Annotated in this window: 31 protein-coding genes and 4 tRNA genes; all 35 read right to left on the bottom strand. The window is 54.9% G+C overall.

From position 1 onward, the window contains the following. The 35 genes from rplF to birA all read right to left on the bottom strand — a co-directional run bounded on the left by rplF (nt 1) and on the right by birA (nt 26,451). Entirely contained in the window at nt 1–534 is a 534-nt protein-coding gene (gene rplF / locus AC0Z8Z_RS13735; protein WP_122536825.1) for a 50S ribosomal protein L6, read from the bottom strand. 12 nt (nt 535–546) lie between these two features. Continuing rightward, a complete protein-coding gene (gene rpsH / locus AC0Z8Z_RS13730; RefSeq protein ID WP_037017722.1) occupies nt 547–939 on the bottom strand; it encodes a 30S ribosomal protein S8 in 393 nt (130 codons plus the stop codon). Nucleotides 940–1,153: 214 nt separating this feature from the next. Continuing rightward, nucleotides 1,154–1,459, bottom strand: coding sequence for a 30S ribosomal protein S14 (gene rpsN / locus AC0Z8Z_RS13725; protein ID WP_003186042.1), 306 nt, complete (start codon nt 1,457–1,459; stop codon nt 1,154–1,156). Between the two features lie 13 nt (nt 1,460–1,472). Next, nucleotides 1,473–2,012: a 50S ribosomal protein L5 gene (gene rplE, locus AC0Z8Z_RS13720; protein WP_172609875.1), complete on the bottom strand. Its 540-nt coding sequence runs from the start codon at nt 2,010–2,012 to the stop codon at nt 1,473–1,475. 20 nt (nt 2,013–2,032) lie between these two features. Next, nucleotides 2,033–2,347 carry a 50S ribosomal protein L24 gene (gene rplX / locus AC0Z8Z_RS13715; protein ID WP_002555478.1) on the bottom strand — a complete coding sequence of 105 codons (315 nt, stop codon included), beginning with the start codon at nt 2,345–2,347 and terminating at the stop codon, nt 2,033–2,035. A gap of 11 nt (nt 2,348–2,358) precedes the next feature. Next, on the bottom strand, nt 2,359–2,727 hold the full coding sequence (gene rplN / locus AC0Z8Z_RS13710) for a 50S ribosomal protein L14 (RefSeq protein ID WP_002555479.1): 369 nt from the start codon (nt 2,725–2,727) through the stop codon (nt 2,359–2,361). 23 nt (nt 2,728–2,750) lie between these two features. Continuing rightward, on the bottom strand, nt 2,751–3,017 hold the full coding sequence (rpsQ, locus tag AC0Z8Z_RS13705) for a 30S ribosomal protein S17 (RefSeq protein WP_003194644.1): 267 nt from the start codon (nt 3,015–3,017) through the stop codon (nt 2,751–2,753). 2 nt (nt 3,018–3,019) lie between these two features. Next, the gene (gene rpmC, locus AC0Z8Z_RS13700) at nt 3,020–3,211 is read right to left on the bottom strand and encodes a 50S ribosomal protein L29 (protein ID WP_002555481.1); all 192 of its coding nucleotides are present in this window, start codon (nt 3,209–3,211) and stop codon (nt 3,020–3,022) included. Then, a complete protein-coding gene (gene rplP / locus AC0Z8Z_RS13695) occupies nt 3,211–3,624 on the bottom strand; it encodes a 50S ribosomal protein L16 (protein ID WP_003186052.1) in 414 nt (137 codons plus the stop codon). Before rplP ends, rpmC begins: the two co-directional genes overlap by 1 nt. A gap of 12 nt (nt 3,625–3,636) precedes the next feature. Continuing rightward, nucleotides 3,637–4,323, bottom strand: coding sequence for a 30S ribosomal protein S3 (gene rpsC, locus AC0Z8Z_RS13690; protein WP_003176422.1), 687 nt, complete (start codon nt 4,321–4,323; stop codon nt 3,637–3,639). Nucleotides 4,324–4,336: 13 nt separating this feature from the next. Then, the gene (gene rplV, locus AC0Z8Z_RS13685) at nt 4,337–4,669 is read right to left on the bottom strand and encodes a 50S ribosomal protein L22 (RefSeq protein ID WP_003210077.1); all 333 of its coding nucleotides are present in this window, start codon (nt 4,667–4,669) and stop codon (nt 4,337–4,339) included. Between the two features lie 13 nt (nt 4,670–4,682). Beyond that, nucleotides 4,683–4,958 (bottom strand): 30S ribosomal protein S19, encoded by a 276-nt coding sequence (gene rpsS, locus AC0Z8Z_RS13680; protein WP_002555486.1) that lies wholly within the window; start codon nt 4,956–4,958, stop codon nt 4,683–4,685. Between the two features lie 16 nt (nt 4,959–4,974). Further along, nucleotides 4,975–5,799: a 50S ribosomal protein L2 gene (rplB, locus tag AC0Z8Z_RS13675; RefSeq protein WP_003176423.1), complete on the bottom strand. Its 825-nt coding sequence runs from the start codon at nt 5,797–5,799 to the stop codon at nt 4,975–4,977. Nucleotides 5,800–5,813: 14 nt separating this feature from the next. Continuing rightward, nucleotides 5,814–6,113: a 50S ribosomal protein L23 gene (gene rplW, locus AC0Z8Z_RS13670; protein ID WP_065988457.1), complete on the bottom strand. Its 300-nt coding sequence runs from the start codon at nt 6,111–6,113 to the stop codon at nt 5,814–5,816. Continuing rightward, nucleotides 6,110–6,712 (bottom strand): 50S ribosomal protein L4, encoded by a 603-nt coding sequence (gene rplD / locus AC0Z8Z_RS13665; protein ID WP_037017717.1) that lies wholly within the window; start codon nt 6,710–6,712, stop codon nt 6,110–6,112. The genes rplW and rplD overlap by 4 nt, the downstream gene beginning before the upstream one ends. A 12-nt stretch (nt 6,713–6,724) precedes the next feature. Beyond that, nucleotides 6,725–7,360 carry a 50S ribosomal protein L3 gene (gene rplC, locus AC0Z8Z_RS13660; protein WP_065988459.1) on the bottom strand — a complete coding sequence of 212 codons (636 nt, stop codon included), beginning with the start codon at nt 7,358–7,360 and terminating at the stop codon, nt 6,725–6,727. Between the two features lie 81 nt (nt 7,361–7,441). Next, complete coding sequence (rpsJ, locus tag AC0Z8Z_RS13655; RefSeq protein WP_003186070.1) at nt 7,442–7,753, bottom strand: 30S ribosomal protein S10; 312 nt, start codon at nt 7,751–7,753, stop codon at nt 7,442–7,444. Nucleotides 7,754–7,891: 138 nt separating this feature from the next. After that, nucleotides 7,892–9,085, bottom strand: coding sequence for an elongation factor Tu (gene tuf / locus AC0Z8Z_RS13650; protein ID WP_024646116.1), 1,194 nt, complete (start codon nt 9,083–9,085; stop codon nt 7,892–7,894). Between the two features lie 31 nt (nt 9,086–9,116). Beyond that, nucleotides 9,117–11,222, bottom strand: coding sequence for an elongation factor G (gene fusA / locus AC0Z8Z_RS13645; RefSeq protein ID WP_122536824.1), 2,106 nt, complete (start codon nt 11,220–11,222; stop codon nt 9,117–9,119). Nucleotides 11,223–11,252: 30 nt separating this feature from the next. Beyond that, on the bottom strand, nt 11,253–11,723 hold the full coding sequence (rpsG, locus tag AC0Z8Z_RS13640; RefSeq protein ID WP_002555493.1) for a 30S ribosomal protein S7: 471 nt from the start codon (nt 11,721–11,723) through the stop codon (nt 11,253–11,255). 116 nt (nt 11,724–11,839) lie between these two features. Beyond that, the gene (gene rpsL, locus AC0Z8Z_RS13635) at nt 11,840–12,211 is read right to left on the bottom strand and encodes a 30S ribosomal protein S12 (protein ID WP_002555494.1); all 372 of its coding nucleotides are present in this window, start codon (nt 12,209–12,211) and stop codon (nt 11,840–11,842) included. A 202-nt stretch (nt 12,212–12,413) separates the two neighbouring features. Further along, nucleotides 12,414–16,613 carry a DNA-directed RNA polymerase subunit beta' gene (gene rpoC / locus AC0Z8Z_RS13630; RefSeq protein ID WP_108121483.1) on the bottom strand — a complete coding sequence of 1,400 codons (4,200 nt, stop codon included), beginning with the start codon at nt 16,611–16,613 and terminating at the stop codon, nt 12,414–12,416. Nucleotides 16,614–16,676: 63 nt separating this feature from the next. Beyond that, nucleotides 16,677–20,750, bottom strand: coding sequence for a DNA-directed RNA polymerase subunit beta (rpoB, locus tag AC0Z8Z_RS13625; RefSeq protein ID WP_074891745.1), 4,074 nt, complete (start codon nt 20,748–20,750; stop codon nt 16,677–16,679). Between the two features lie 221 nt (nt 20,751–20,971). Further along, nucleotides 20,972–21,337: a 50S ribosomal protein L7/L12 gene (gene rplL / locus AC0Z8Z_RS13620; protein ID WP_485619461.1), complete on the bottom strand. Its 366-nt coding sequence runs from the start codon at nt 21,335–21,337 to the stop codon at nt 20,972–20,974. A 78-nt stretch (nt 21,338–21,415) separates the two neighbouring features. Next, entirely contained in the window at nt 21,416–21,916 is a 501-nt protein-coding gene (gene rplJ / locus AC0Z8Z_RS13615; protein ID WP_065988463.1) for a 50S ribosomal protein L10, read from the bottom strand. Nucleotides 21,917–22,113: 197 nt separating this feature from the next. Beyond that, entirely contained in the window at nt 22,114–22,809 is a 696-nt protein-coding gene (gene rplA, locus AC0Z8Z_RS13610) for a 50S ribosomal protein L1 (RefSeq protein WP_122536823.1), read from the bottom strand. Continuing rightward, complete coding sequence (rplK, locus tag AC0Z8Z_RS13605) at nt 22,809–23,240, bottom strand: 50S ribosomal protein L11 (protein WP_037017696.1); 432 nt, start codon at nt 23,238–23,240, stop codon at nt 22,809–22,811. The genes rplA and rplK overlap by 1 nt, the downstream gene beginning before the upstream one ends. A 119-nt stretch (nt 23,241–23,359) precedes the next feature. Beyond that, a complete protein-coding gene (gene nusG / locus AC0Z8Z_RS13600) occupies nt 23,360–23,893 on the bottom strand; it encodes a transcription termination/antitermination protein NusG (RefSeq protein ID WP_003317113.1) in 534 nt (177 codons plus the stop codon). Between the two features lie 9 nt (nt 23,894–23,902). Then, the gene (gene secE, locus AC0Z8Z_RS13595) at nt 23,903–24,271 is read right to left on the bottom strand and encodes a preprotein translocase subunit SecE (RefSeq protein ID WP_122536821.1); all 369 of its coding nucleotides are present in this window, start codon (nt 24,269–24,271) and stop codon (nt 23,903–23,905) included. 44 nt (nt 24,272–24,315) lie between these two features. After that, a tRNA-Trp gene (locus AC0Z8Z_RS13590) sits at nt 24,316–24,391 on the bottom strand. Between the two features lie 175 nt (nt 24,392–24,566). After that, nucleotides 24,567–24,642 (bottom strand) — tRNA-Thr (locus AC0Z8Z_RS13585). 26 nt (nt 24,643–24,668) lie between these two features. Next, nucleotides 24,669–24,742 (bottom strand) — tRNA-Gly (locus tag AC0Z8Z_RS13580). Nucleotides 24,743–24,769: 27 nt separating this feature from the next. Further along, nucleotides 24,770–24,854, bottom strand: a tRNA-Tyr gene (locus AC0Z8Z_RS13575). A 147-nt stretch (nt 24,855–25,001) separates the two neighbouring features. After that, entirely contained in the window at nt 25,002–25,433 is a 432-nt protein-coding gene (locus AC0Z8Z_RS13570) for a hypothetical protein (RefSeq protein WP_485619602.1), read from the bottom strand. A 61-nt stretch (nt 25,434–25,494) separates the two neighbouring features. Further along, nucleotides 25,495–26,451: a bifunctional biotin--[acetyl-CoA-carboxylase] ligase/biotin operon repressor BirA gene (gene birA / locus AC0Z8Z_RS13565; RefSeq protein WP_485619460.1), complete on the bottom strand. Its 957-nt coding sequence runs from the start codon at nt 26,449–26,451 to the stop codon at nt 25,495–25,497. Nucleotides 26,452–26,686: the final 235 nt, after the last annotated feature.

Raw genomic sequence — 26,686 nt, 5'->3', positions numbered from 1 at the left:
CTACTTCTTCTTGGCTTCTTTACGACGGACGACTTCGTCCGCGTAACGCACGCCTTTGCCTTTATACGGCTCTGGACGGCGGAAGTCGCGGATCTCAGCGGCCACTTGACCAACCAACTGCTTGTCGATACCGCGGATCACGATATCGGTTTGGTTGGGAGTCTCAGCGGTGATGCCTTCCGGCAATTCGTAGTCCACTGGGTGCGAGAAGCCAAGGGCCAGGTTCAGCACCGTGCCTTTTGCTTGCGCTTTGTAACCAACACCGACCAGCTGGAGCTTGCGCTCGAAGCCTTGGCTTACGCCTTGGACCATGTTGTTTACCAACGCACGAGTGGTACCAGCCATTGCGCGAGTTTGTTGATCGCCATTGCGAGCAGCGAAACGCAGCTCACCAGCCTCTTCAACAATTTCAACGGCCGAATGAATGTTCAGGTCTAGAGTGCCCTTGGCACCCTTCACCGAAAGCTGCTGGCCGACGAGTTTAACTTCGACGCCTGCTGGCAACTTAACGGGGTTCTTAGCTACGCGTGACATGCTTATCCCCCCTTAGAACACAGTGCAAAGCACTTCGCCGCCGACACCGGCAGCGCGCGCAGCACGATCCGTCATCACACCTTTGTTGGTGGAGACGATAGACACACCGAGGCCGCCACGAACTTTTGGCAACTCATCGACGGACTTGTACTGACGCAGGCCTGGACGGCTAACGCGCTTCACTTCTTCGATGACCGGACGGCCTTCGAAGTACTTCAGCTCGATGGATAGCAACGGCTTGGTTTCGCTGCTGATCTGATAACCCGCAATGTAACCTTCGTCCTTCAGGACTTTGGCTACAGCCACCTTCAACGTGGAGGATGGCATGCTTACGACGGGCTTTTCAGCCATCTGGGCATTACGGATACGAGTTAGCATGTCCGCTAACGGGTCCTGCATACTCATGGGCTAGACGCTCCTGATACAAAAAAAATGAGCCTTACGGCTGCAACCTATCGCCTCAAAATTTCGGGCACGTGCAAGCACGGGCTCTGGCGAGCCGGCAATTCTAGGCGCACCCCAGAAATGAATCAAGCCCCAAAAGGGGCTTGATTCAAATTCAGGCTCTGCGCCCATGGATTCAAGGTGAACCCAACGGACGCAGTGCGTGAATAACAGCTTACCAGCTGGCTTTAACCAGACCTGGTACGTCGCCACGCATTGCTGCTTGACGCAGCATGTTACGGCCGAGGCCGAACTTGCGGTACACGCCGTGCGGACGACCTGTCAGGCGGCAACGGTTACGCATGCGCGAGGCACTTGCGTCACGTGGTTGCTTCTGCAGGGCGACCGTAGCTTCCCAGCGTGCTTCTGGACTTGCGTTCAGATCCACGATGATCGCTTTCAGCGCAGCACGCTTGGTAGCGTACTTGGCAACGGTGAGCTGACGCTTCAGCTCACGGTTTTTCATGCTCTTCTTGGCCATGGTCCTACTCCAATCAGTTGCGGAACGGGAACTTGAAAGCACGCAGCAATGCGCGACCTTCTTCGTCCGTACGAGCAGTGGTGGTCAGGGTAATGTCCAGACCGCGCAGGGCATCGATCTTGTCGTAATCGATTTCCGGGAAAATGATCTGCTCTTTAACGCCCATGCTGTAGTTACCACGACCATCGAAGGACTTGGCATTCAGGCCGCGGAAGTCGCGAACCCGAGGCAGGGAGATCGACAGCAGACGATCCAGGAATTCATACATACGCTCACGGCGAAGAGTCACTTTGACACCGATCGGCCAACCTTCACGGACTTTAAAGCCTGCGATAGATTTGCGAGCGTACGTCACAACGACTTTTTGGCCGGTGATTTTTTCCAGGTCTGCAACAGCGTGCTCGATGACTTTCTTGTCACCGATCGCCTCGCCCAGACCCATGTTCAGGGTGATCTTGGTAACGCGTGGAACTTCCATCACGTTCGCAAGCTTAAGTTCTTCCTTAAGCTTCGGTGCGATTTCTTTCCAGTAAATCTCTTTTAGTCGTGCCATGGTCTTCTACCTAGCAGTGTTCAAGCATCAACCGCTTTTTGGGTCGACTTGAAGACACGAATTTTCTTGCCGTCTTCAACTTTGAAACCAACGCGATCAGCTTTGTTGGTTGCGCCGTTGAAAATGGCGACGTTAGAAGCGTGCAGTGGCGCTTCTTTCTCGACGATACCGCCCTGTACGCCCGACATCGGGTTTGGCTTGGTATGACGCTTCACCAGGTTGATCCCACCAACGACCAGACGGTCGTCAGCGAGAACCTTGAGCACCTTACCGCGCTTACCTTTGTCTTTGCCGGCGATCACGATGATCTCGTCGTCACGACGAATCTTTTGCATGTCGGATCTCCTTACAGCACTTCTGGGGCGAGCGAGACGATCTTCATGAACTTCTCAGTACGAAGTTCACGGGTCACTGGCCCAAAGATACGGGTGCCGATCGGCTCTTGCTTGTTGTTCAACAGAACAGCAGCGTTGCCGTCAAAGCGGATGATGGAGCCGTCAGCGCGACGAACACCGTGGCGAGTGCGGACTACTACTGCAGTCATCACTTGGCCTTTTTTCACCTTACCGCGCGGAATTGCTTCCTTGACGGTCACTTTGATGATGTCACCGATACCAGCGTAACGACGATGAGAGCCACCAAGCACCTTGATGCACATAACGCGGCGTGCGCCGCTGTTATCGGCCACATCGAGCATGGATTGAGTCTGAATCATATAATTTCTCCGACCCCTAGCCCTTAGACTTCCACAGCGCGTTCGAGAACATCAACCAGCGCCCAAGATTTGGTCTTGGCCATCGGACGAGTTTCACGAATAGTGACTTTGTCGCCGATGTGGCACTGATTGGTTTCGTCGTGCGCGTGCAGCTTAGTCGAACGCTTAACGTATTTACCGTAGATTGGGTGCTTGACGCGACGCTCGATCAGTACGGTGATGGTCTTGTCCATCTTGTCGCTGACGACACGGCCAGTCAGCGTACGGACGGTTTTTTCGGCTTCAGCCATGATTACTTACCTGCCTGCTGGTTGAGCACAGTCTTCACGCGAGCGATGTCACGCTTAACTTGCGAGAGCAGGTGAGACTGCCCCAACTGGCCAGTTGCTTTCTGCATGCGCAGATTGAACTGGTCGCGCAGCAAGCCGAGCAGTTGCTCGTTCAGTTGCTGTGCTGATTTTTCACGAAGTTCATTCGCTTTCATCACATCACCGTCCGCTTAACAAAGGAGGTGGCGAGCGGCAGCTTTGCAGCAGCCAGGGCGAAAGCCTCACGCGCCAACTCTTCGGAAACACCCTCGATTTCATACAGGACTTTGCCTGGCTGAATCTGGGCAACCCAGTACTCCACGTTACCCTTACCTTTACCCATCCGAACTTCGAGAGGCTTTTTGGTGACAGGCTTGTCCGGGAATACACGGATCCAGATCTTGCCGCCACGTTTAACGTGACGGGTCAGTGCACGACGCGCTGACTCGATCTGACGAGCGGTGAGACGACCACGAGCAACAGACTTCAGCGCGAACTCGCCGAAGCTGACTTTGCTACCGCGCAATGCCAGACCACGGTTGTGGCCGGTCATCTGCTTGCGGAACTTCGTACGCTTAGGTTGCAACATTTGGCGTACCCCTTACTTAGCAGCTTTTTTACGAGGCGCTGGTGCTTGCGGTTTCAGCTCTTCTTGGCGACCACCAATTACTTCGCCTTTGAAGATCCAAACCTTTACACCGATCACACCGTAAGTGGTGTGAGCTTCGTAGTTGGCATAGTCGATGTCGGCACGCAGGGTGTGCAAAGGCACACGACCTTCGCGATACCATTCAGTACGTGCAATTTCAGCACCGCCGAGACGACCGCTCACTTGGATTTTGATGCCTTTGGCACCAATGCGCATGGCGTTCTGCACTGCGCGCTTCATAGCGCGACGGAACATTACGCGACGCTCCAGCTGCTGAGCTACGCTCTGCGCAACCAGCATACCGTCGAGCTCCGGCTTACGGATCTCTTCGATATTGATGTGCACAGGCACACCCATTTGCTTGGTCAGGTCCTGACGCAGCTTCTCAACATCTTCACCTTTCTTCCCGATAACGATACCTGGACGAGCGGTGTGGATGGTGATGCGTGCAGTCTGCGCCGGACGATGGATATCGATACGGCTTACGGACGCGCTTTTTAGTTTGTCTTGGAGATACTCTCGCACCTTCAGATCAGCGAACAAATAGTCCGCATAAGTCCGACCGTCTGCGTACCAGACGGAGGTGTGCTCCTTGACGATTCCCAGGCGAATGCCAATGGGATGTACTTTCTGACCCATCTCTTCGACTCCGTTACTTGTCAGCAACCTTGACAGTGATATGGCAAGACCGCTTGACGATGCGATCAGCACGGCCTTTGGCACGTGGCATGATGCGCTTCAGCGAACGCCCTTCGTTGACGAAAACGGTGGAGACCTTGAGGTCATCAACGTCTGCGCCTTCGTTATGCTCGGCGTTGGCTACGGCCGACTCCAGCACTTTCTTGATGATCTCGGCGGCTTTCTTACTGCTGAAAGCCAACAGGTTGAGCGCTTCGCCCACCTTCTTCCCGCGGATCTGGTCGGCGACCAAGCGGGCTTTCTGGGCGGAGATTCGAGCGCCCGACAACTTAGCGGCTACTTCCATCGTTCCTTACCCCTTAACGCTTGGCTTTCTTGTCTGCCACGTGCCCACGATAAGTGCGGGTACCGGCAAACTCGCCTAGTTTGTGGCCGACCATGTCTTCGTTCACGAGAACAGGAACATGCTGACGACCGTTATGCACAGCAATGGTCAAACCGACCATTTGTGGCAGGATCATAGAACGGCGCGACCAGGTCTTAACTGGTTTGCGATCGTTCTTTTCCGCCGCCACTTCGATCTTCTTCAGTAGGTGAAGATCAATAAAAGGACCTTTTTTCAGAGAACGTGGCACTGTCGTATCCCTCTATTTACTTGCGACGACGGACGATCATTTTGTCGGTACGCTTATTACCACGAGTCTTCGCGCCCTTAGTCGGGAAGCCCCACGGCGATACCGGATGACGACCACCAGAGGTACGACCTTCACCACCACCATGTGGGTGGTCAACCGGGTTCATGGCAACACCACGAACGGTTGGGCGAACGCCACGCCAGCGTTTGGCACCAGCTTTACCCAGCGAACGCAGGCTGTGCTCGGAGTTCGAGACCTCACCCAGAGTCGCACGGCATTCAGCCAGAACTTTACGCATCTCACCGGAGCGAAGACGCAGAGTCACGTAGACACCTTCACGAGCGATCAGCTGTGCAGACGCACCAGCAGAACGAGCGATCTGAGCACCTTTACCCGGCTTCAGTTCGATGCCGTGAACGGTGGAACCCACTGGGATGTTACGCAGCTGCAGAGCGTTACCTGGCTTGATTGGAGCCAAAGCGCCCGCGATCAGCTGGTCGCCAGCACTCACGCCTTTAGGCGCGATGATGTAACGACGCTCGCCGTCTGCGTACAGCAGCAGTGCGATGTGAGCAGTACGGTTTGGATCGTATTCAATGCGCTCGACGGTGGCAGAGATGCCATCCTTGTCGTTACGACGGAAATCGACCAGACGATAATGCTGCTTATGACCACCACCGATGTGACGAGTAGTGATGCGGCCATTGTTGTTACGACCACCAGTCTTCGATTTTTTCTCGAGCAGCGGTGCGTGAGGAGCGCCTTTATGCAGCTCCTGGTTGACCACCTTGACCACAAAACGGCGGCCAGGGGAAGTCGGTTTGCATTTAACGATTGCCATGATGCACCCCTTCCTTACTCAGCACTGCTGCTGAAATCGAGATCTTGGCCTGGCTGAAGGGAGATAACCGCCTTCTTCCAGTCATTACGCTTGCCCAGACCGCGAGCAGTGCGCTTGGTCTTCCCCATGACATTCAGGGTAGTGACACGCTCTACTTTCACGCTGAACAGGCTTTCGACGGCCTTCTTGATTTCCAGCTTGGTTGCATCAGTAGCAACCTTGAAAACGAACTGACCTTTTTTGTCTGCCAGAACCGTAGCCTTCTCGGAAACGTGCGGGCCAAGCAGAACTTTAAATACGCGTTCCTGGTTCATCCCAGCAGCTCCTCGAATTTCTTCACGGCCGACACAGTGATCAACACCTTGTCGTATGCGATCAGACTAACTGGATCGGAACCTTGAACATCACGCACGTCAACGTGCGGCAGGTTACGAGCAGCCAGGTACAGGTTCTGATCAACAGCGTCCGACACGATCAAAACGTCGGTCAGGCTCATGTCGTTCAGTTTGCCCAGCAGATCTTTGGTTTTCGGCGATTCAACAGCGAAATCCTGAACCACGACCAGACGATCAGTACGAACCAGTTCAGCAAGGATGGAGCGCAGTGCAGCGCGGTACATCTTCTTGTTGAGCTTCTGAGAGTGATCCTGAGGGCGTGCTGCGAAAGTGGTACCGCCGCCGCGCCAGATCGGGCTACGGATAGTACCGGCACGAGCACGACCAGTACCCTTTTGACGCCAAGGGCGTTTACCGCCACCGGATACGTCAGAACGGGTCTTTTGCTGCTTGCTGCCCTGACGACCGCCAGCCATGTAGGCCACGACTGCCTGGTGAACCAGCGTCTCGTTGAATTCGCCGCCAAATGTCAGTTCGGAAACTTCGATCGCTTGAGCGTCATTTACATTTAATTGCATGTCAGCTTCCCCTTAACCGCGAGCCTTGGCTGCTGGACGTACAACCACATTGCCGCCAGTAGCGCCAGGAACAGCACCCTTGACCAACAACAGATTGCGTTCAGCGTCCACGCGCACTACTTCCAGGGACTGCACGGTCACGCGCTCAGCGCCCATATGACCGGACATTTTTTTGCCCTTGAATACACGACCAGGAGTCTGGCACTGGCCGATAGAGCCCGGGACGCGGTGGGACACGGAGTTACCGTGAGTATTATCTTGACCACGGAAATTGTGGCGCTTGATAGTACCTTGGAAGCCTTTACCCTTGGACTGACCGGTTACATCTACCATCTGGCCAGCAGCAAAGATTTCTGCATTGATCAGGTCGCCAGCCTTGTATTCGCCTTCTTCAAGACGGAATTCCAAGACGGTACGACCAGCGGCAACGTTCGCTTTAGCGAAGTGACCTGCCTGAGCAGCAGTCACACGGGAAGCACGACGCACGCCGACAGTGACTTGCACTGCACGATAGCCATCGACTTCTTCGGTTTTGAACTGGGTGACGCGATTCGGCTCGATCTCAATGACCGTGACCGGAATGGAGACACCTTCTTCGGTGAAAATACGGGTCATACCGCATTTACGACCGACTACACCAATAGTCATGTTGTAAACCTCATGAGTGTACGGGGCTTTCACCCGCTATGGCCGCCCATTTCAGAGCGTTACACGACTAAGACCCGAGTCTTAGCCGAGGCTGATCTGTACTTCCACACCTGCCGCAAGATCAAGCTTCATCAGCGCGTCAACGGTTTTATCCGTTGGCTGGACGATGTCCAGAACACGCTTATGAGTACGGATCTCATACTGGTCGCGCGCGTCTTTGTTGACGTGCGGAGAAACCAGAACAGTGAACCGCTCTTTACGGGTAGGGAGTGGAATCGGACCACGCACTTGAGCACCAGTACGTTTCGCGGTTTCCACGATTTCCTGGGTGGATTGGTCGATCAGGCGATGGTCAAAAGCCTTCAACCTGATACGGATTTGCTGATTTTGCATTGGATTTCAGACTCCAGGCTACTTCCCACCGAGCGCAATACGCCCGTTTAAAGGAGGCGCAATTCTATAGACGAGCTAACAGAGTGTCAACCCAATAAAAAAGCCCCCGCAAGCGGGGGCTCTTTTGAAGATCATCGCTTACGCGATGATTTTGGCTACGACGCCAGCGCCGACGGTACGACCGCCTTCACGGATAGCGAAACGCAGACCGTCTTCCATTGCGATTGGCTTGATCAGGGTAACGGAAACTTTAACGTTATCACCTGGCATAACCATCTCAACGCCTTCCGGCAGTTCGCAGCTACCAGTTACGTCGGTAGTACGGAAATAGAACTGCGGACGGTAGCCTTTGAAGAACGGAGTGTGACGACCGCCTTCTTCTTTGCTCAGAACGTAGATTTCAGCTTCGAACTGAGTGTGCGGCTTGACGGTACCTGGCTTGACCAGAACCTGGCCACGCTCAACGTCGTCGCGCTTGGTGCCGCGCAACAGAACGCCACAGTTCTCGCCAGCGCGACCTTCGTCGAGCAGCTTACGGAACATTTCAACACCGGTGCAGGTGGTGACGGTGGTGTCACGCAGACCAACGATTTCCAGTGGATCTTGAACCTTGACGATACCGCGCTCAACACGACCAGTCACAACAGTACCGCGACCGGAGATCGAGAATACGTCTTCGATTGGCATCAGGAACGGCTTGTCGACAGCACGCTCTGGCTGAGGAATGTAGCTGTCCAGAGTTTCAACCAACTTCTTGACGGCAGTGGTGCCCATCTCGTTGTCGTCTTTGCCTTCCAACGCCATACGGGCAGAGCCGATGATGATTGGAGTGTCGTCGCCCGGGAAGTCGTAAGTGCTCAGCAGATCGCGCACTTCCATCTCAACCAGTTCCAGCAGCTCAGCGTCGTCTACCAGGTCAGCCTTGTTCAGGAAGACCACGATGTACGGAACGCCTACCTGACGGGACAGCAGGATGTGCTCACGAGTTTGTGGCATCGGACCATCAGCAGCCGAACAAACCAGGATAGCGCCGTCCATCTGCGCAGCACCAGTGATCATGTTCTTCACGTAGTCGGCGTGACCTGGGCAGTCAACGTGTGCGTAGTGACGCACAGACGAGTTGTACTCAACGTGAGCAGTGTTGATGGTGATACCGCGAGCCTTCTCTTCTGGTGCGCTGTCGATCTTGTCGAAGTCAACACGAGCCGAACCGAAAACTTCGGAGCAAACGCGAGTCAGAGCAGCGGTCAGCGTGGTTTTACCGTGGTCAACGTGACCGATGGTGCCAACGTTGACGTGCGGAAGGGAACGATCAAATTTTTCTTTAGCCACGACAAATAACTCCTAGCCTAAAGGCGCTGAATCAGCCTTGTTTTTTGGTTACAGTTTCGACGATGTGCGACGGAGCTGTATTGTATTTTTTGAATTCCATAGAGTAGCTTGCGCGACCCTGAGACATGGAGCGAACGTCGGTCGCATAACCGAACATCTCACCCAACGGAACCTCGGCACGAATTACTTTACCGGAGACCGTATCTTCCATACCCAGAATCATGCCGCGACGACGGTTAAGGTCGCCCATGACATCACCCATATAGTCTTCAGGCGTAACAACCTCTACAGCCATGATCGGCTCAAGCAACTCACCGCCGCCCTTTTGGGCCAGTTGCTTGGTCGCCATGGATGCAGCCACCTTAAACGCCATCTCGTTCGAGTCGACGTCGTGGTAAGAACCATCAAACACGGTAGCCTTCAGGCCGATCAGCGGATAGCCGGCAACAACGCCGTTCTTCATCTGCTCTTCAATGCCCTTCTGGATAGCCGGGATGTATTCCTTAGGAACCACACCACCCACTACTTCGTTCACGAATTGCAGACCTTCCTGACCTTCGTCAGCAGGTGCAAAACGGATCCAGCAGTGGCCGAACTGACCACGACCGCCGGACTGGCGAACGAACTTGCCTTCGATTTCACAGTTCTTCGTGATGCGCTCACGATACGAAACCTGAGGCTTACCGATGTTGGCTTCGACGTTGAACTCACGGCGCATCCGGTCAACTAGGATGTCCAGGTGCAGCTCGCCCATGCCAGAGATGATCGTTTGACCAGTCTCTTCATCAGTTTTGACGCGGAAAGACGGGTCTTCCTGAGCAAGCTTGCCCAGTGCGATACCCATTTTTTCCTGGTCATCCTTGGTTTTAGGCTCAACGGCAACCGAGATAACCGGCTCCGGGAAGTCCATACGAACCAGGATGATTGGCTTGTCAGCGTTGCACAAGGTTTCACCGGTGGTGACGTCCTTCATGCCGATCAGGGCCGCGATGTCGCCAGCGCGCACTTCCTTGATCTCTTCGCGAGCGTTTGCGTGCATTTGCACCATACGACCCACGCGCTCTTTCTTGCCCTTGACCGAGTTGATCACGCCGTCGCCGGATGCCAACACGCCCGAGTAAACACGGACGAACGTCAAGGTACCCACGAATGGGTCAGTAGCGATCTTGAACGCCAGAGCCGAGAACGGCTCGTTGTCGTCCGCATGACGCTCCATTTCTTCTTCCTCGTTATCAGGATTGGAACCCTTGATAGCAGGAATGTCGACTGGAGCCGGCAGGTAGTCGATCACAGCGTCGAGAACCAGGGGAACACCCTTGTTCTTGAAGGAAGAACCGCATACAGCAAGGACGATCTCACCAGCAATAGTGCGCTGACGCAGAGCAGCCTTGATTTCCTCGTTGGTGAGCTCTTCACCCTCAAGGTACTTGTTCATCAGTTCTTCGTTGGCTTCGGCAGCAGCCTCGACCATGTTGCTGCGCCATTCGTTAGCCAGTTCCTGCAATTCAGCAGGGATAGGCTTGCGAACTGGGACCATGCCCTTGTCAGCATCGTTCCAGTAGACCGCTTCCATGGACATCAGATCGATCTGACCCTGGAAGTTGTCTTCAGCACCGATAGCCAACTGAATCGGCACCGGGGTGTGACCCAGACGCTGCTTGATCTGAGCAATTACGCGCAGAAAGTTTGCGCCGGCACGGTCCATTTTGTTCACGTAAACGATACGTGGAACACCGTACTTGTTGGCCTGACGCCATACGGTTTCGGACTGAGGTTCCACGCCCGAGGTACCACAGAAAACCACGACCGCACCGTCGAGTACACGCAGGGAACGTTCAACTTCAATGGTGAAGTCTACGTGGCCCGGAGTGTCAATCACGTTGAAGCGATACTGGTCTTTGTGCTGCTTCTCGGAACCCTGCCAAAAGGCAGTAATAGCAGCAGAAGTAATGGTAATACCACGCTCCTGCTCCTGAACCATCCAGTCGGTGGTCGCGGCGCCATCATGCACCTCGCCCATCTTGTGGCTTTTACCGGTGTAAAAAAGGACGCGCTCGGTGGTGGTGGTTTTACCAGCATCCACGTGAGCAACGATACCAATGTTACGGTAACGGTTGATCGGTGTAGTACGAGCCATAAAGCCCTCGCAAAATTAGTGACGCTGAAATTAGAAGCGGTAGTGCGAGAAAGCTTTGTTGGCTTCAGCCATACGGTGCACGTCTTCACGCTTCTTGACCGCAGCACCTTTACCTTCGGCGGCGTCCAACAGTTCGCCAGCCAAACGCAGAGCCATAGACTTCTCACCGCGCTTGCGCGCGAAGTCTACCAGCCAACGCATTGCCAGAGCATTACGACGGGACGGGCGAACTTCGACCGGAACCTGGTAAGTAGCACCGCCTACACGGCGCGACTTCACTTCGACCAGCGGAGCGATGGCGTCGAGAGCTTTCTCGAAGATTTCCAGGGGATCGGAGTTCTTGCGTTCTTTAACCTTTTCCAGCGCGCCATAAACGATACGCTCGGCAACGGCTTTCTTGCCGCTTTCCATAACGTGGTTCATGAACTTGGCCAGAATCTGGCTGCCGTATTTTGGATCGTCAAGCACTTCGCGCTTGGCTGCTACGCGTCTTCTTGGCATGGATAAGCCCTCAAACGGTCTTCAGGTTCGCTCGGAATCAGCACCTACTGGCGCCTCCGACCTTACTCTTATCGACTCAGAAAATAAGATGATTCAGTTTTTACAAAAAGCCGCTACTACTTAGGCTTCTTGGTACCGTACTTCGAACGACCCTGGTTACGACCTTTGACACCGGAGGTATCCAGCGAACCGCGAACGGTGTGGTAACGAACACCTGGCAAGTCTTTTACACGGCCGCCGCGAATCAGTACGACGCTGTGCTCTTGCAGGTTGTGGCCTTCACCGCCGATGTATGAGGAAACCTCGAAACCGTTGGTCAGACGCACACGGCAGACTTTACGCAATGCCGAGTTAGGTTTTTTCGGCGTAGTTGTGTACACGCGAGTGCACACACCACGACGCTGCGGGCAGTTCTGCAGCGCAGGCACGTCGGATTTCTCGACGATACGCTTACGCGGCTGACGTACCAGCTGGTTGATAGTTGCCATCTACTAGCTCCACTGTTGTCTTGCGACGCTATTGTCTTACAAGAAAAGCAAAATGGCAGGACATACGTCCCGCCAGATTTAGGGGTACAAGAGTCTAAAGAGGATCCTGCCCCCAGTCAAGGCAAAGCCCCGATGTCCACAGCCACCGCCAACCCATCGAAACCGGGTGTGACCAATGACCATGAAAACCGGGGCCCTACTCTCAATTACTGCTTGAGTTCAACGCTTCGGTCAGCGCGGCTTCAACTTCGCTCGCACTTACACGCATCGGCTTGTCAGCCTCACGACGACGCTTGCGCTCGCTGTGATATGCCAGACCGGTACCTGCTGGGATCAGACGACCCACGACCACGTTTTCTTTCAGGCCGCGCAGATAATCGCGCTTGCCGGTAACCGCCGCCTCGGTCAGTACGCGAGTGGTCTCCTGGAAGGAGGCCGCCGAGATGAACGATTCGGTGGACAGCGAGGCCTTGGTGATACCAAGCAACACACGAGTAAATTTCGAAACAAATTTCTCGTCGGCCGCTAGGCGCTCGTTTTCAACCAGTACGTGCGTCAACTCCATCTGGTCACCCTTGATGAAGCTCGAGTCGCCCGACTCAGCAATCTCGACTTTACGCAGCATCTGACGAAGGATTGTCTCGATGTGCTTGTCGTTGATCTTCACGCCTTGCAGACGGTAAACGTCTTGAATCTCGTTAACGATGTATTTCGCCAGAGCGCTGACACCCAGCAGACGCAGGATATCGTGCGGATCGCTAGGACCGTCGGAGATAACCTCACCACGGCTGACCTGCTCACCTTCGAAGACGTTGAGGTGACGCCATTTTGGAATCAGCTCTTCGTACGGATCGGTACCATCGTTTGGCGTGATAACCAGACGGCGCTTGCCTTTGGTCTCTTTACCGAACGCGATCGTACCGCTGACCTCAGCCAGGATCGATGCTTCCTTAGGGCGACGCGCTTCGAACAAGTCGGCAACACGCGGCAGACCACCGGTGATGTCACGGGTCTTGGACGTCTCTTGCGGGATACGGGCGATAACGTCACCGACACCCACTTGCACACCATCCGCAACACCGACGAGGGCGTTAGCGGGCAGGAAGTATTGAGCAGGTACGTCAGTACCTGGCAGCAACAGATCCTTGCCATCCACACCAACCATCTTGACCGCAGGACGAATATCCTTGCCTGCTGCAGGACGATCCTTGGCATCCAGTACTTCGATGTTGGTCAGACCGGTCAATTCATCGGTCTGGCGCTTGATCGTAATACCTTCCTCCATGCCCACGTAGGTCACGGTACCTTTCATCTCGGTGACGATTGGGTGAGTGTGCGGATCCCACTTGGCCACGATGGACCCTGCGTCGACCTTGTCACCTTCCTTCACCAGAATCACGGCACCATACGGCAGTTTGTAACGCTCGCGCTCACGCCCGAATTCGTCGGCAATTGCCAGCTCACCGGAACGCGAAACCGCGACCAGGTGGCCATCAAGACGCTCAACGTGCTTCAGGTTGTGCAGACGAACGATACCGCCGTTCTTCACCTGAACACTGTCCGCAGCAGAAGTACGGCTTGCCGCACCACCGATGTGGAATGTACGCATGGTCAGCTGGGTACCCGGCTCACCGATCGACTGTGCAGCGATAACACCGACAGCTTCACCGATGTTCACCTGGTGACCGCGTGCCAGATCTCGGCCATAACACTTGGCGCAGATACCGAAACGAGTTTCGCAGCTGATTGGGGAGCGCACGATGACTTCGTCGATGCTGTTCAGCTCGATGAATTCAACCCACTTCTCGTCAACCAGCGTGCCGCCTGGAACGATAACGTCTTCAGTGCCAGGCTTGAATACGTCACGGGCGATCACTCGACCCAATACGCGCTCGCCCAACGGCTCGACAACATCACCGCCTTCAATGTGCGGTGTCATGACCAGACCGTGCTCGGTACCGCAGTCAACCTCGGTAACGACCAGATCTTGTGCAACGTCTACCAGACGACGAGTCAGGTAACCGGAGTTCGCGGTTTTCAACGCGGTATCCGCAAGCCCCTTACGAGCACCGTGAGTCGAGATGAAGTACTGAAGTACGCTCAGACCTTCACGGAAGTTCGCAGTGATCGGCGTCTCGATGATCGAGCCATCCGGCTTGGCCATCAGACCACGCATACCTGCCAGCTGACGAATCTGTGCAGCGGAACCCCGCGCACCCGAGTCGGCCATCATGTACATCGAGTTGAAGGATTCCTGGTCAACAGTCTCACCATGACGGTCGACAACCTTCTCTTTCGAGAGGTTCGACATCATCGCTTTCGAGACTTCGTCGTTGGCCTTGGACCAGAGGTCGATCACCTTGTTGTACTTCTCGCCCTGGGTAACCAGGCCTGAGGCGTACTGACTTTCGATCTCTTTCACTTCATCGGTCGCTGCGTCGATGATGCGAGCTTTTTCATCAGGGATAACGAAGTCGTTAACGCCGATGGAAACACCCGAGATCGTCGAGTAAGCAAAACCGGTGTACATCAACTGGTCAGCGAAGATAACGGTCTCTTTCAGGCCAACCACGCGATAGCACTGGTTGATCAGCTTGGAGATCGCCTTCTTCTTCATCGGCTGGTTGACGACGTCGTATGACAGGCCGGCCGGAACCACCTGAAACAGCAACGCACGACCAACGGTTGTGTCGACGATACGAGTGTTCTTGACACTGCCACCGTCACGATCATTGACCGTTTCGTTGATGCGCACTTTTACTTTCGCATGCAGTGCGGCTTCGCCAGCACGGAACACACGGTCAACTTCCTGCAGATCCGCAAATACACGACCTTCGCCTTTGGCGTTGATCGCTTCACGGGTCATGTAGTACAGACCCAATACAACGTCCTGCGAAGGAACGATGATTGGTTCACCGTTAGCCGGGGACAGAATGTTGTTTGTCGACATCATCAGCGCACGGGCTTCGAGCTGAGCTTCCAGCGTCAGCGGCACGTGAACGGCCATCTGGTCACCGTCGAAGTCGGCGTTGTATGCCGCACAGACCAGCGGGTGCAGCTGGATCGCTTTACCTTCGATGAGAACCGGCTCAAACGCCTGAATGCCCAGACGGTGAAGCGTCGGCGCACGGTTCAGAAGCACTGGGTGTTCACGAATCACTTCGGCGAGAACGTCCCAGACTTCTGGCAGCTCGCGCTCAACCATTTTCTTGGCAGCTTTGATGGTGGTTGCGAGACCACGCATTTCGAGCTTGCCGAAAATGAACGGCTTGAACAGCTCCAGTGCCATCTTCTTCGGCAGACCGCACTGGTGCAGACGCAGGGTCGGACCTACGGTAATTACCGAACGGCCAGAGTAGTCAACACGCTTACCGAGCAAGTTCTGACGGAAACGGCCCTGCTTACCCTTGATCATGTCAGCCAGGGACTTCAGAGGACGCTTGTTCGAACCCGTGATGGCACGACCGCGACGACCGTTATCGAGCAGCGCATCGACAGCTTCCTGCAGCATGCGCTTTTCGTTACGCACGATGATGTCAGGAGCAGACAGATCAAGGAGGCGCTTCAAACGGTTGTTACGGTTGATCACCCGACGATAGAGATCGTTGAGGTCAGAGGTCGCAAAACGACCACCGTCCAGTGGAACCAGTGGACGCAGGTCTGGCGGCAGAACCGGCAGAACGGTCAACACCATCCACTCTGGAAGGTTGCCGGAACCCTGGAAGGCTTCCATCAGCTTCAGGCGCTTGGACAGCTTCTTGATTTTGGTTTCGGAGTTGGTTTGCGGAATCTCTTCGCGCAGACGGCCAATCTCGTGTTCCAGATCAATAGCGTGCAGCAGCTCACGGACAGCCTCGGCACCCATACGGGCGTCGAAGTCATCACCGAACTCTTCGAGGGCTTCGAAGTACTGCTCGTCGTTCAGCAGTTGCCCTTTTTCGAGCGTGGTCATGCCCGGATCGATAACGACATAGCTCTCGAAGTAGAGAACGCGTTCGATATCACGCAGGGTCATGTCCATCAGCAAGCCGATACGGGACGGCAGCGACTTCAGGAACCAGATGTGAGCGACCGGCGATGCCAGTTCGATGTGAGCCATGCGCTCACGACGGACTTTGGCCAGTGCGACTTCAACGCCACACTTCTCGCAGATGACGCCACGATGCTTCAAGCGCTTGTACTTACCGCACAGGCACTCGTAATCCTTGACCGGGCCAAAGATTTTGGCGCAGAACAGGCCGTCACGCTCGGGTTTGAACGTACGGTAGTTGATGGTTTCCGGTTTTTTAACTTCACCGAACGACCACGAACGGATCATCTCAGGCGATGCCAATCCGATACGGATGGCGTCGAACTCTTCGACTTGACCCTGGTTTTTCAGCAAATTCAGTAGGTCTTTCAAGGCCTTTCCTCCTGGCGGAGCAGAGGGCAGTCATACCGACCCACCCTCGATTCGCGTCACGTGTTATTCGGTTTCCAGATCGATATCGATACCGAGCGAACGGATTTCTTTGATCAACACGTTGAAGGACTCGGGCATGCCCGGCTCCATACGGTGATCGCCGTCCACGATGTTCTTGTACATCTTGGTACGGCCGTTCACGTCGTCCGACTTCACTGTGAGCATTTCTTGCAGAGTGTACGCCGCGCCATATGCTTCCAGCGCCCAGACTTCCATCTCCCCGAAACGCTGACCACCGAACTGAGCCTTACCACCCAGCGGCTGCTGGGTAACCAGGCTGTACGAACCAGTGGAACGCGCGTGCATCTTGTCGTCCACCAAGTGGTTCAGCTTCAGCATGTACATGTAGCCAACGGTGACCGGACGCTCAAACTTGTTACCGGTACGGCCGTCGAACAGCTGCATCTGGCCACTGTCCGGCATGTCCGCCAGGCGGAGCATTGCCTTGATTTCGGATTCCTTGGCCCCGTCGAATACCGGGGTAGCCATCGGAACGCCGCCACGCAGGTTCTTCGCCAGATCCAGAATTTCCTGATCAGACAGGTCATCAAGATTTTCCTGACGGCCGCCGATCTCGTTGTAGATCTCGTTCAGGAACTTGCGCAGCTCAACAACCTTACGCTGCTCTTCGAGCATGCGGTTGATCTTCTCGCCCAATCCTTTAGCCGCAAGGCCCAGGTGAGTCTCGAGGATCTGACCGACGTTCATACGCGAAGGTACACCCAACGGGTTGAGGACGATATCCACCGGCGTGCCATTAGCATCGTGCGGCATGTCTTCAACCGGCATGATCACGGAGACCACACCTTTGTTACCGTGACGACCGGCCATCTTGTCGCCCGGCTGAATGCGACGGCGGATCGCAAGGTAGACCTTGACGATCTTCAGCACGCCTGGAGCAAGGTCATCGCCCTGCTGCAGCTTGCGCTTCTTGTCTTCGAACTTGTCGTCCAGCAGACGGCGGCGATCAACGATGTACGCCTGAGCTTTCTCGAGCTGCTCGTTCAGCGCATCTTCGACCATGCGCAGCTTGAACCACTGACCGTGTTCCAGACCGTCCAGAACTTCGTTGGTGATTTCCTGCCCTTTTTTCAGGCCGGCACCACCTTCAGCGGTACGACCTACCAGCGCAGAACGCAGACGCTCGAAGGTTGCGCCTTCAACAATGCGGAACTCTTCGTTCAGATCCTTGCGGATCTCGTCGAGCTGGCTCTTCTCGATGGACAGCGCACGAGCATCACGCTCAACGCCGTCACGAGTGAAGACCTGAACATCAATGACGGTGCCTTTGGTACCAGTAGGTACGCGCAAGGAGGTGTCTTTAACGTCGCTGGCTTTCTCACCGAAGATTGCGCGCAGCAGCTTCTCTTCCGGAGTCAGCTGGGTCTCGCCCTTAGGAGTGACCTTACCTACCAGAATGTCGCCAGCGCCTACTTCCGCGCCAACATAAACGATACCGGCTTCGTCCAGCTTGTTCAGTGCCGCTTCACCCACGTTAGGGATGTCAGCAGTGATCTCTTCAGGCCCGAGCTTGGTATCACGCGCCACACAGGTCAGTTCCTGAATGTGGATCGTGGTGAAGCGGTCTTCCTGAACAACACGCTCGGACAGGCAGATGGAGTCTTCGAAGTTGAAGCCGTTCCACGCCATGAACGCGATGCGCATGTTCTGGCCCAGCGCCAGCTCACCCATATCGGTGGACGGGCCGTCAGCCATGATGTCACTGCGCTGAACGCGATCACCCTTACTCACCAGCGGACGCTGGTTGATGCAGGTGTTCTGGTTCGAACGTGTGTACTTGGTGAGGTTGTAGATGTCGACACCGGCTTCGCCTGTCTCGACTTCGTCATCTGCAACACGAACCACGATACGGCTGGCATCTACTGAGTCGATCACACCGCCACGACGGGCTACGACGCAAACGCCGGAGTCACGCGCAACGTTGCGCTCCATGCCGGTACCTACCAGCGGCTTGTCAGCGCGCAGCGTTGGTACAGCCTGACGCTGCATGTTCGAACCCATCAACGCACGGTTGGCGTCGTCGTGCTCAAGGAACGGGATCAGCGATGCTGCAACCGATACAACCTGCTTCGGCGAAACATCCATCAGGGTGACGTCTTCCGGCGCCTTGACAGTGAACTCGTTCAGGTGACGAACAGCAACCAGCTCGTCGATCAGGATCTTCTTGTCGTTCATTGCCGCAGATGCCTGGGCAATGACGTGATCCGCTTCCTCAATGGCTGAGAGGAAAACGATTTCGTCAGTTACCAGAGCGTCCTTAACCACACGGTACGGGCTCTCGAGGAAGCCGTACTGGTTGGTGCGCGCGTATGCCGCCAAGGAGTTGATCAGACCAATGTTCGGACCTTCCGGCGTTTCAATCGGGCATACACGACCGTAGTGAGTCGGGTGTACGTCACGAACTTCAAAGCCGGCACGCTCACGCGTCAGCCCACCAGGGCCGAGTGCAGAGACACGACGCTTGTGAGTGATCTCGGACAGCGGGTTGTTCTGGTCCATAAACTGGGAAAGCTGGCTGGAACCGAAGAACTCTTTCACCGCCGCCGCAACAGGCTTGGCGTTGATCAGGTCCTGAGGCATCAGGCCTTCGCTTTCTGCCATCGACAGACGCTCTTTAACCGCACGCTCAACACGCACCAGACCTACACGGAACTGGTTCTCGGCCATCTCGCCTACGCAACGAACGCGACGGTTACCGAGGTGATCGATGTCATCGACGATGCCTTTACCATTACGGATGTCGACCAGGGTCTTCAGCACTGCAACGATGTCGTCTTTGTGCAGGACGCCCGAACCTTCGATCTCGGTACGACCGATACGACGGTTGAACTTCATTCGACCTACAGCCGACAGATCGTAGCGCTCTGGGCTGAAGAACAGGTTGTTGAACAAGGTCTCGGCGGCATCCTTGGTAGGTGGCTCGCCAGGACGCATCATCCGATAGATTTCGACCAGGGCTTCAAGCTGGTTGCCGGTCGAGTCGATCTTCAGGGTGTCGGAGATGAAAGGACCGCAGTCGATGTCGTTCGTGTACAGCGTCTCGATGCGAACAACCTGAGCCTTGGCAATTTTTGCCAGGATCTCGGTATTCAGCTCGGTATTGCACTCGGCAATGATCTCACCCGTCGCTGGGTGCACGATCGCCTTGGCGCTGGTGCGGCCAATAACGTAGTCGAGCGGAACCTCAAGGGTCTTGATGTTGGCTTTTTCGAGCTGGTTGATATGACGGGCCGTAATACGACGGCCTTGCTCAACAATCACCTTGCCCTTGTCGTCCAGAATATCCAGAACGGCAATTTCGCCACGCAGGCGCTGAGGCACCAACTCCAGATTCAGGTTCTCGCCCTGAACGTGGAATACGTTGGTGGTGTAGAAGGCATCCAGCACTTCTTCCGTGGTGTAACCCAGCGCACGGAGCAGAACCGATGCAGGGAGTTTGCGGCGACGGTCGATACGTACGAAGACACAATCCTTCGGATCGAATTCGAAATCCAGCCACGAACCACGGTAAGGAATGATGCGAGCCGAGTACAACAGCTTGCCAGAACTGTGCGTCTTGCCGCGGTCGTGGTCAAAGAACACGCCCGGCGAACGGTGCAGCTGGGAAACGATCACTCGTTCGGTACCGTTGATAACGAAGGTACCGTTCTCAGTCATCAGGGGGATTTCACCCATGTAGACTTCTTGCTCTTTGATGTCCTTGATCGCTTTATTCGACGATTCTTTGTCGAAAATGATCAGGCGTACTTTTACTCGTAAAGGTACGGCGTACGTCACACCGCGGAGCACGCATTCCTTGACATCAAAAGCCGGTTCGCCCAGACGATAACCCACATACTCCAAAGCAGCATTGCCGGAGTAGCTGATGATCGGGAAAACAGATTTGAAGGCCGCATGCAGGCCCACGTCGCGGAACTGATCTTTAGTCGCTCCCGCTTGCAAGAATTCACGATACGAATCCAGCTGGATGGCCAGGAGGTAAGGCACATCCATGACGTCCGGCAACTTGCTAAAGTCCTTGCGGATACGTTTTTTCTCAGTATATGAGTAAGCCATCAGCGTTCCCCAGCTTGGTCACCTGCTTGTTTGGCTCCTCCCGACGGGAGCAGCCAGAAAAATCTTGCGAACCCCATGGTTCGCGCCACCGTTCAAGGTGGGTAGATCACGTAATCAGCGCTAACCGAATCAGCTGCCAACAACGGAAAAAGGCCGGTGGCAGAAGCCACCAGCCATCAGCCTTTCGCTTAACGCTTGGGCTGGAAACGCAAAGTCGATGCTTACTTCAGCTCGACTTTAGCGCCTGCTTCTTCCAGGGTAGCCTTGGCTTTGTCAGCAGCGTCTTTAGCTATTGCTTCCAGGACCATTGCCGGAGCGCCGTCAACGACTGCCTTGGCTTCTTTCAGGCCCAGACCGGTCAGTTCACGAACTGCTTTAATGACGTTAACTTTCTTCTCGCCAGCTTCCAGCAGCATGACGTTGAATTCGGTTTGCTCTTCAACAACGGCAGCAGCAGCAGCTGGGCCAGCGGAAGCAGCGGCAGCGCTAACACCGAATTTTTCTTCGAATGCTTTGATCAGCTCTACAACCTGCAGAACGGACATTTCAGCTACGGCGTTGAGGATATCGTCTTGAGAGATAGACATGACTCTAATTCCTGAATTGGGGGACGGCCTACGCGACCATCGAAATAAACAAAAATACGCGAGAGGAAGTGCCTGCCCTTAGGCTGCAGCGGCTTCTTTCTGTTCGCGGATGGCCGCCAGAGTACGAGCGAGCTTGCTGGTAGCGCCTTGAATCACGCTCATCAGCTGCGAAATCGCTTCGTTGCGGGTCGGCAATGTTGCCAGTACGTCGATCTGATTAGGTGCGAGGAACTTGCCCTCGAACGCAGCTGCCTTGATCTCGAACTTATCCTGACCTTTAGCGAACTCTTTGAACAAACGGGCAGCAGCGCCTGGGTGTTCATTGGAGAACGCGATCAAGGTCGGGCCAGTGAACACGTCGTTGAGGACACTGTACTCAGTGTCAGCAACGGCGCGCTTGAGCAGGGTGTTACGTACGACACGCACGTATACGCCAGCTTCACGAGCCTCTTTACGGAGTCCGGTCATCGCGCCTACTGTCACACCGCGGGCATCAGCCACAACAGCAGACAGAGCGTTTTTGGCAGCCTCGTTGACTTCAGCGACGATGGCCTTCTTGTCTTCGAGTTTAATTGCCACGGGTTTAACTCCTGCTTGTTACCGTTTCATCTGACCTGAGTCGGATGTAGTTTTGGTGTCTGATTCGGTAAAGAACCGGGAGCACCATCTGCGTAGGCTTGAGGTTTAAGGCTTTCGCCGCCTACGGTCTTGGATAGCCCCCGCCAGGCAGGGACCCCAATTTTCGCAATGGTACGGTTACCCGCGCCATGCCAGTCTTACGCGTCCAACGAACCCTGGTCGATGACCAAGCCTGGGCCCATAGTGGTGCTCAGTGTTACGCGCTTAACGTAGATACCTTTCGAGGAAGCAGGCTTGATACGCTTCAGATCGGCGATCAGCGCTTCAACGTTCTCACGTAGCTTGTCTGCATCAAAGCCGACCTTGCCAACGGAGGTGTGGATAATGCCGTTTTTGTCGGTGCGATAACGAACCTGACCAGCCTTGGCGTTTTTCACGGCAGTGGCTACGTCTGGAGTAACGGTACCGACTTTAGGGTTAGGCATCAGGCCGCGCGGGCCGAGAATCTGACCCAACTGACCAACAACACGCATTGCATCCGGGGATGCAATAACGACGTCATAGTTCAGATCGCCGCCCTTCATTTCAGCAGCCAAGTCGTCCATACCAACGCGATCGGCGCCGGCAGCCAGAGCAGCTTCAGCAGCTGGACCCTGAGTAAATACTGCGACACGAACGGTCTTGCCAGTGCCGTGTGGCAGCACGGTAGCGCTACGTACGACTTGGTCGGATTTACGAGGATCAACACCGAGGTTCACAGCGACGTCTACGGACTCGCTGAACTTCACAGTCGACAACTCAGCCAGCAGAGCAGCAGCTTCGTTGAAGTTATAAGATTTGCCAGCTTCGACTTTCGAAGCGATGGCTTTTTGGCGCTTAGTCAGCTTAGCCATTACACACCCTCCACGTTAAGGCCCATGCTACGAGCAGAACCGGCGATGGTGCGCACGGCGGCGTCCATATCAGCAGCGGTCAAGTCGGCATTTTTTGCCTTGGCGATTTCTTCCAGCTGGGCACGGGTTACAGTGCCAACTTTTACGGTGTTCGGACGAGCCGAGCCGCTGGTCAAGCCAGCTGCTTTTTTCAGCAGTACCGAAGCCGGGGTGCTTTTGGTTTCAAAGGTGAAGCTGCGGTCACTGTAAACAGTGATGATCACAGGAGTCGGCAGACCTGGCTCAATACCCTGAGTACGGGCGTTGAACGCTTTGCAGAATTCCATGATATTCACGCCGTGCTGACCCAGTGCAGGACCAACAGGCGGGCTTGGGTTAGCCTGAGCGGCTTTCACTTGAAGCTTGATGTAAGCGGTAATCTTCTTGGCCATGAGGCACTCCAATTACGGGTTCTAGCGCCTCGGAAGGCTCCCCGGTTACTTGCGCGTTTATCCCGGTGACGAAAAAACCCCACAGCCCAAGGCTGCGGGGTATGGGATTCTGAGCTCAGTTACGCCTTTTCGACCTGACTGAACTCCAGCTCCACCGGAGTGGAGCGTCCGAAAATGAGCACCGCCACTTGGATCCGGCTCTTCTCGTAATTGACTTCTTCGACAGTACCGTTGAAATCAGCAAACGGACCATCTGTAACACGGACGACTTCGCCCGGCTCGAACAGAGTCTTTGGCTTCGGCTTGTCGCTGCCATCGGCAACGCGACGCAGAATTGCCTCAGCTTCTTTATCGGTAATAGGGGCCGGCTTATCTGCCGTACCACCGATAAAACCCATTACACGAGGAGTGTCCTTGACCAAGTGCCAGGTACCCTCGTTCATGTCCATCTGGACAAGCACATAGCCAGGGAAGAATTTGCGTTCGCTTTTGCGTTTCTGGCCGTTACGCATTTCCACTACTTCTTCAGTAGGGACCAGAATTTCGCCGAAGCCATCTTCCATGCCTGCAAGCTTTACACGCTCAACCAGTGAGCGCATGACATGCTTCTCGTAACCCGAGTAGGCATGCACTACGTACCAACGCTTAGCCACGGGACACCCTTAGCCGACAATCAAGGAAACAAGCCAGCCGAGCAGGGAATCTAAACCCCACAACAGCAGCGCCATGACGAGAACCACTGCAACCACGATCAAAGTGGTCTGGGTAGTCTCTTGACGCGTAGGCCACACGACTTTACGAATCTCAGCGCGAGCTTCTTTGGCCAAAACAAAGAAAGCCTTGCCCCTCCCCGTCTGTAGAGCCACATAGGCTGCCACGGCGGCGATCACAAGCAGGGCAAGAACGCGATACAGGATTGGTTGCGCGGAGTAGTATTGATTTCCAACGACACCCACGACCACCAGAAGCACTACGACAAGCCACTTCACGAGATCAAAACGGGAGTCTTGGGCTTCAGCCTTTGGATTCATCTACTAAAATCCTGTGAAAAGAAAGCCAGATACTTTGGAGAATCTGGCAGGTCAGGAGGGAATCGAACCCCCAACCTACGGTTTTGGAGACCGTCGCTCTGCCAATTGAGCTACTGACCTAAAAGCAAAATCAGGCCGACCATTATGCGGACCTGACAGGAAGATTTCAACAGCAACTCGACAACTGCTATCGTGCAGGCCGACTCACTGCAGCCCTACCTCACCAAGAGCTTGAAAACCATGGCATTCGTAGCGCCTAAAACAAAGGCAGATACTCACATATCTGCCTTAGTAATGGAGCTCTTGAGCGGATTTGAACCGCTGACCTCACCCTTACCAAGGGTGTGCTCTACCAACTGAGCTACAAGAGCAAAACACATTGCACAACCAGAAAACCTGGAGCGGGTAGCGGGAATCGAACCCGCATCATCAGCTTGGAAGGCTGAGGTTCTACCACTAAACTATACCCGCTGAGCTTTGCTGCTTACGCTCAAAATATGGTGGAGGGGGAAGGATTCGAACCTTCGAAGTCGTAGACGTCAGATTTACAGTCTGATCCCTTTGGCCGCTCGGGAACCCCTCCTAAGCGAGGCAGCATTCTATATCATGCCACCCTTCTGTCAATCTTTTTCTCAATAAAAACTTGAGGTTACGAGTATTGACCGTCGCCACATCAGTACCGATCAGTTGATCTGCACTGCGAAGCGGGCGCCATTCTATTCAAACTAATCTACGGTTGCAATGCCTCACATGACATTATTTCATTTTTTAGCGTGGGGAAATCCCGGCGGAGTTCGGCGAATAGCACATCGCTGACCAGCCGCCTACTCGCAGGCGCAATTTTCAGCCAATACCCGCCGCCTTGATGATCCAGGCGCCTAACGAGGCGAGTGTCAATATCCAATGCAACCAGGCGCTGCTCGAGAAGCGTAATTTCAGCCTGCCTGGCGGTACCGCCCAGGTAGAGGCATTGCTCTTGGTCTGCAGCGATGCGCGCGTTAGCACCATCCAATCCCGACTCGCTAAGCAGCCGAATATCCTGGCCATATGCTCTATGAGTCAGCAGCGGCTCGACCTCTTTGGGGCGCAGCGGCGCATCCTGCTGATGCCAGACAAAATAAAGACCGTTCAACATGAGCAACAACAAAAATGCCCAAGGCATACCCACCTCATAATCGATATGCATTCGGATGCATGCCTACCTATTAACTCCGATTTCCACTCTAATTCCCCTGAAGCCTCAGACTCACCTCCCCCCCGCTGAAGTGCTCCTCACGACCACCTACCTTCAGCCTTAGCGTCCCGTCATCACCAACCCCCAGGACAACACCCTGAGTGATCGTCGCGCCCGCAGTCAGAGCGACCACAAGCCCTTGCCACAAGTGCTTCTCCTCCCAATCTCTCCGGTAGGCCGCGAAGCCCTTTTCCTGATGACCAGCGAGATATGCGCTGAGATTCCGACTTAGCGCGCAAGCAACCTTGTTCCGGTCCTGGACGAGCCCCAGCTCCAGAGCCAATGAAGTCCAAGGCTGATCTACGTTAATGGATTCACGCATATTGACGTTGATGCCAACACCAATTACCACATGACACACATTGGCAGGATCGCCGGTTAGCTCAAGTAGCACTCCAGCAAGTTTCTTACCGCCGACCAGAATGTCATTGGGCCATTTCAGCCCCGCAGTATCGATACCGAGCTCTCTCAGCGTATCTACCACAGCAAGTCCTACTAGAAGACTCAGACCATCCAGGCGACGCGTCCCGCCATCCATACGCAAGGCGAGGCTGTAATAGAGATTTTCAGCGAAAGGACTTACCCAATGACGGCCACGCCTGCCACGGCCAGCTGTCTGCTGCTCTGCGAGAACTAAGCAAGGAAGTTCAGCGCCTGAATTGGCCACTCGCATGGCTTCAGCATTAGTTGAGTCGATCGTTTCGTGAATCCTGCACGCCCAACCCAACCCCATATGCTCACGACGCAGAGCCTCATCATCCAAAAATGACAGCGGCGAGGCCAACCGGTAGCCACGACCGCGCACCTTATAAATTTCTATCCCGAGGTCAGCCTGGACCTGCTGCAACTTCTTCCAGACAGCACTCCGGCTGACGCCCAGCGCAAGCCCCAGATCCTCACCGGAGTGAAATGCCCCGTCTTCAAGTAGCTTTAGCAATGTATGCATGAGTGGGAGCGCCTGGCAGTAAGACGCGCATGATAGCCATACAGGCGACTCACGCAAGCGTAAGTTTCAAGTCCAGGCCGCCGGCAACGCAGCTAGAGGACTGATTAATTGTGAGAGGTGATTGATAGTTTTCCGCGCACAAAACAAAACCCCATCTGCTTTCGCAGATGGGGTTTCGGAATTTAATCTTGACGATGACCTACTCTCACATGGGGAAACCCCACACTACCATCGG

The sequence above is a fragment of the Pseudomonas sp. 1L-C-7-B-C1 genome (assembly GCF_057291635.1).
This window is presented reverse-complemented; position numbering and strand designations above follow the sequence as displayed.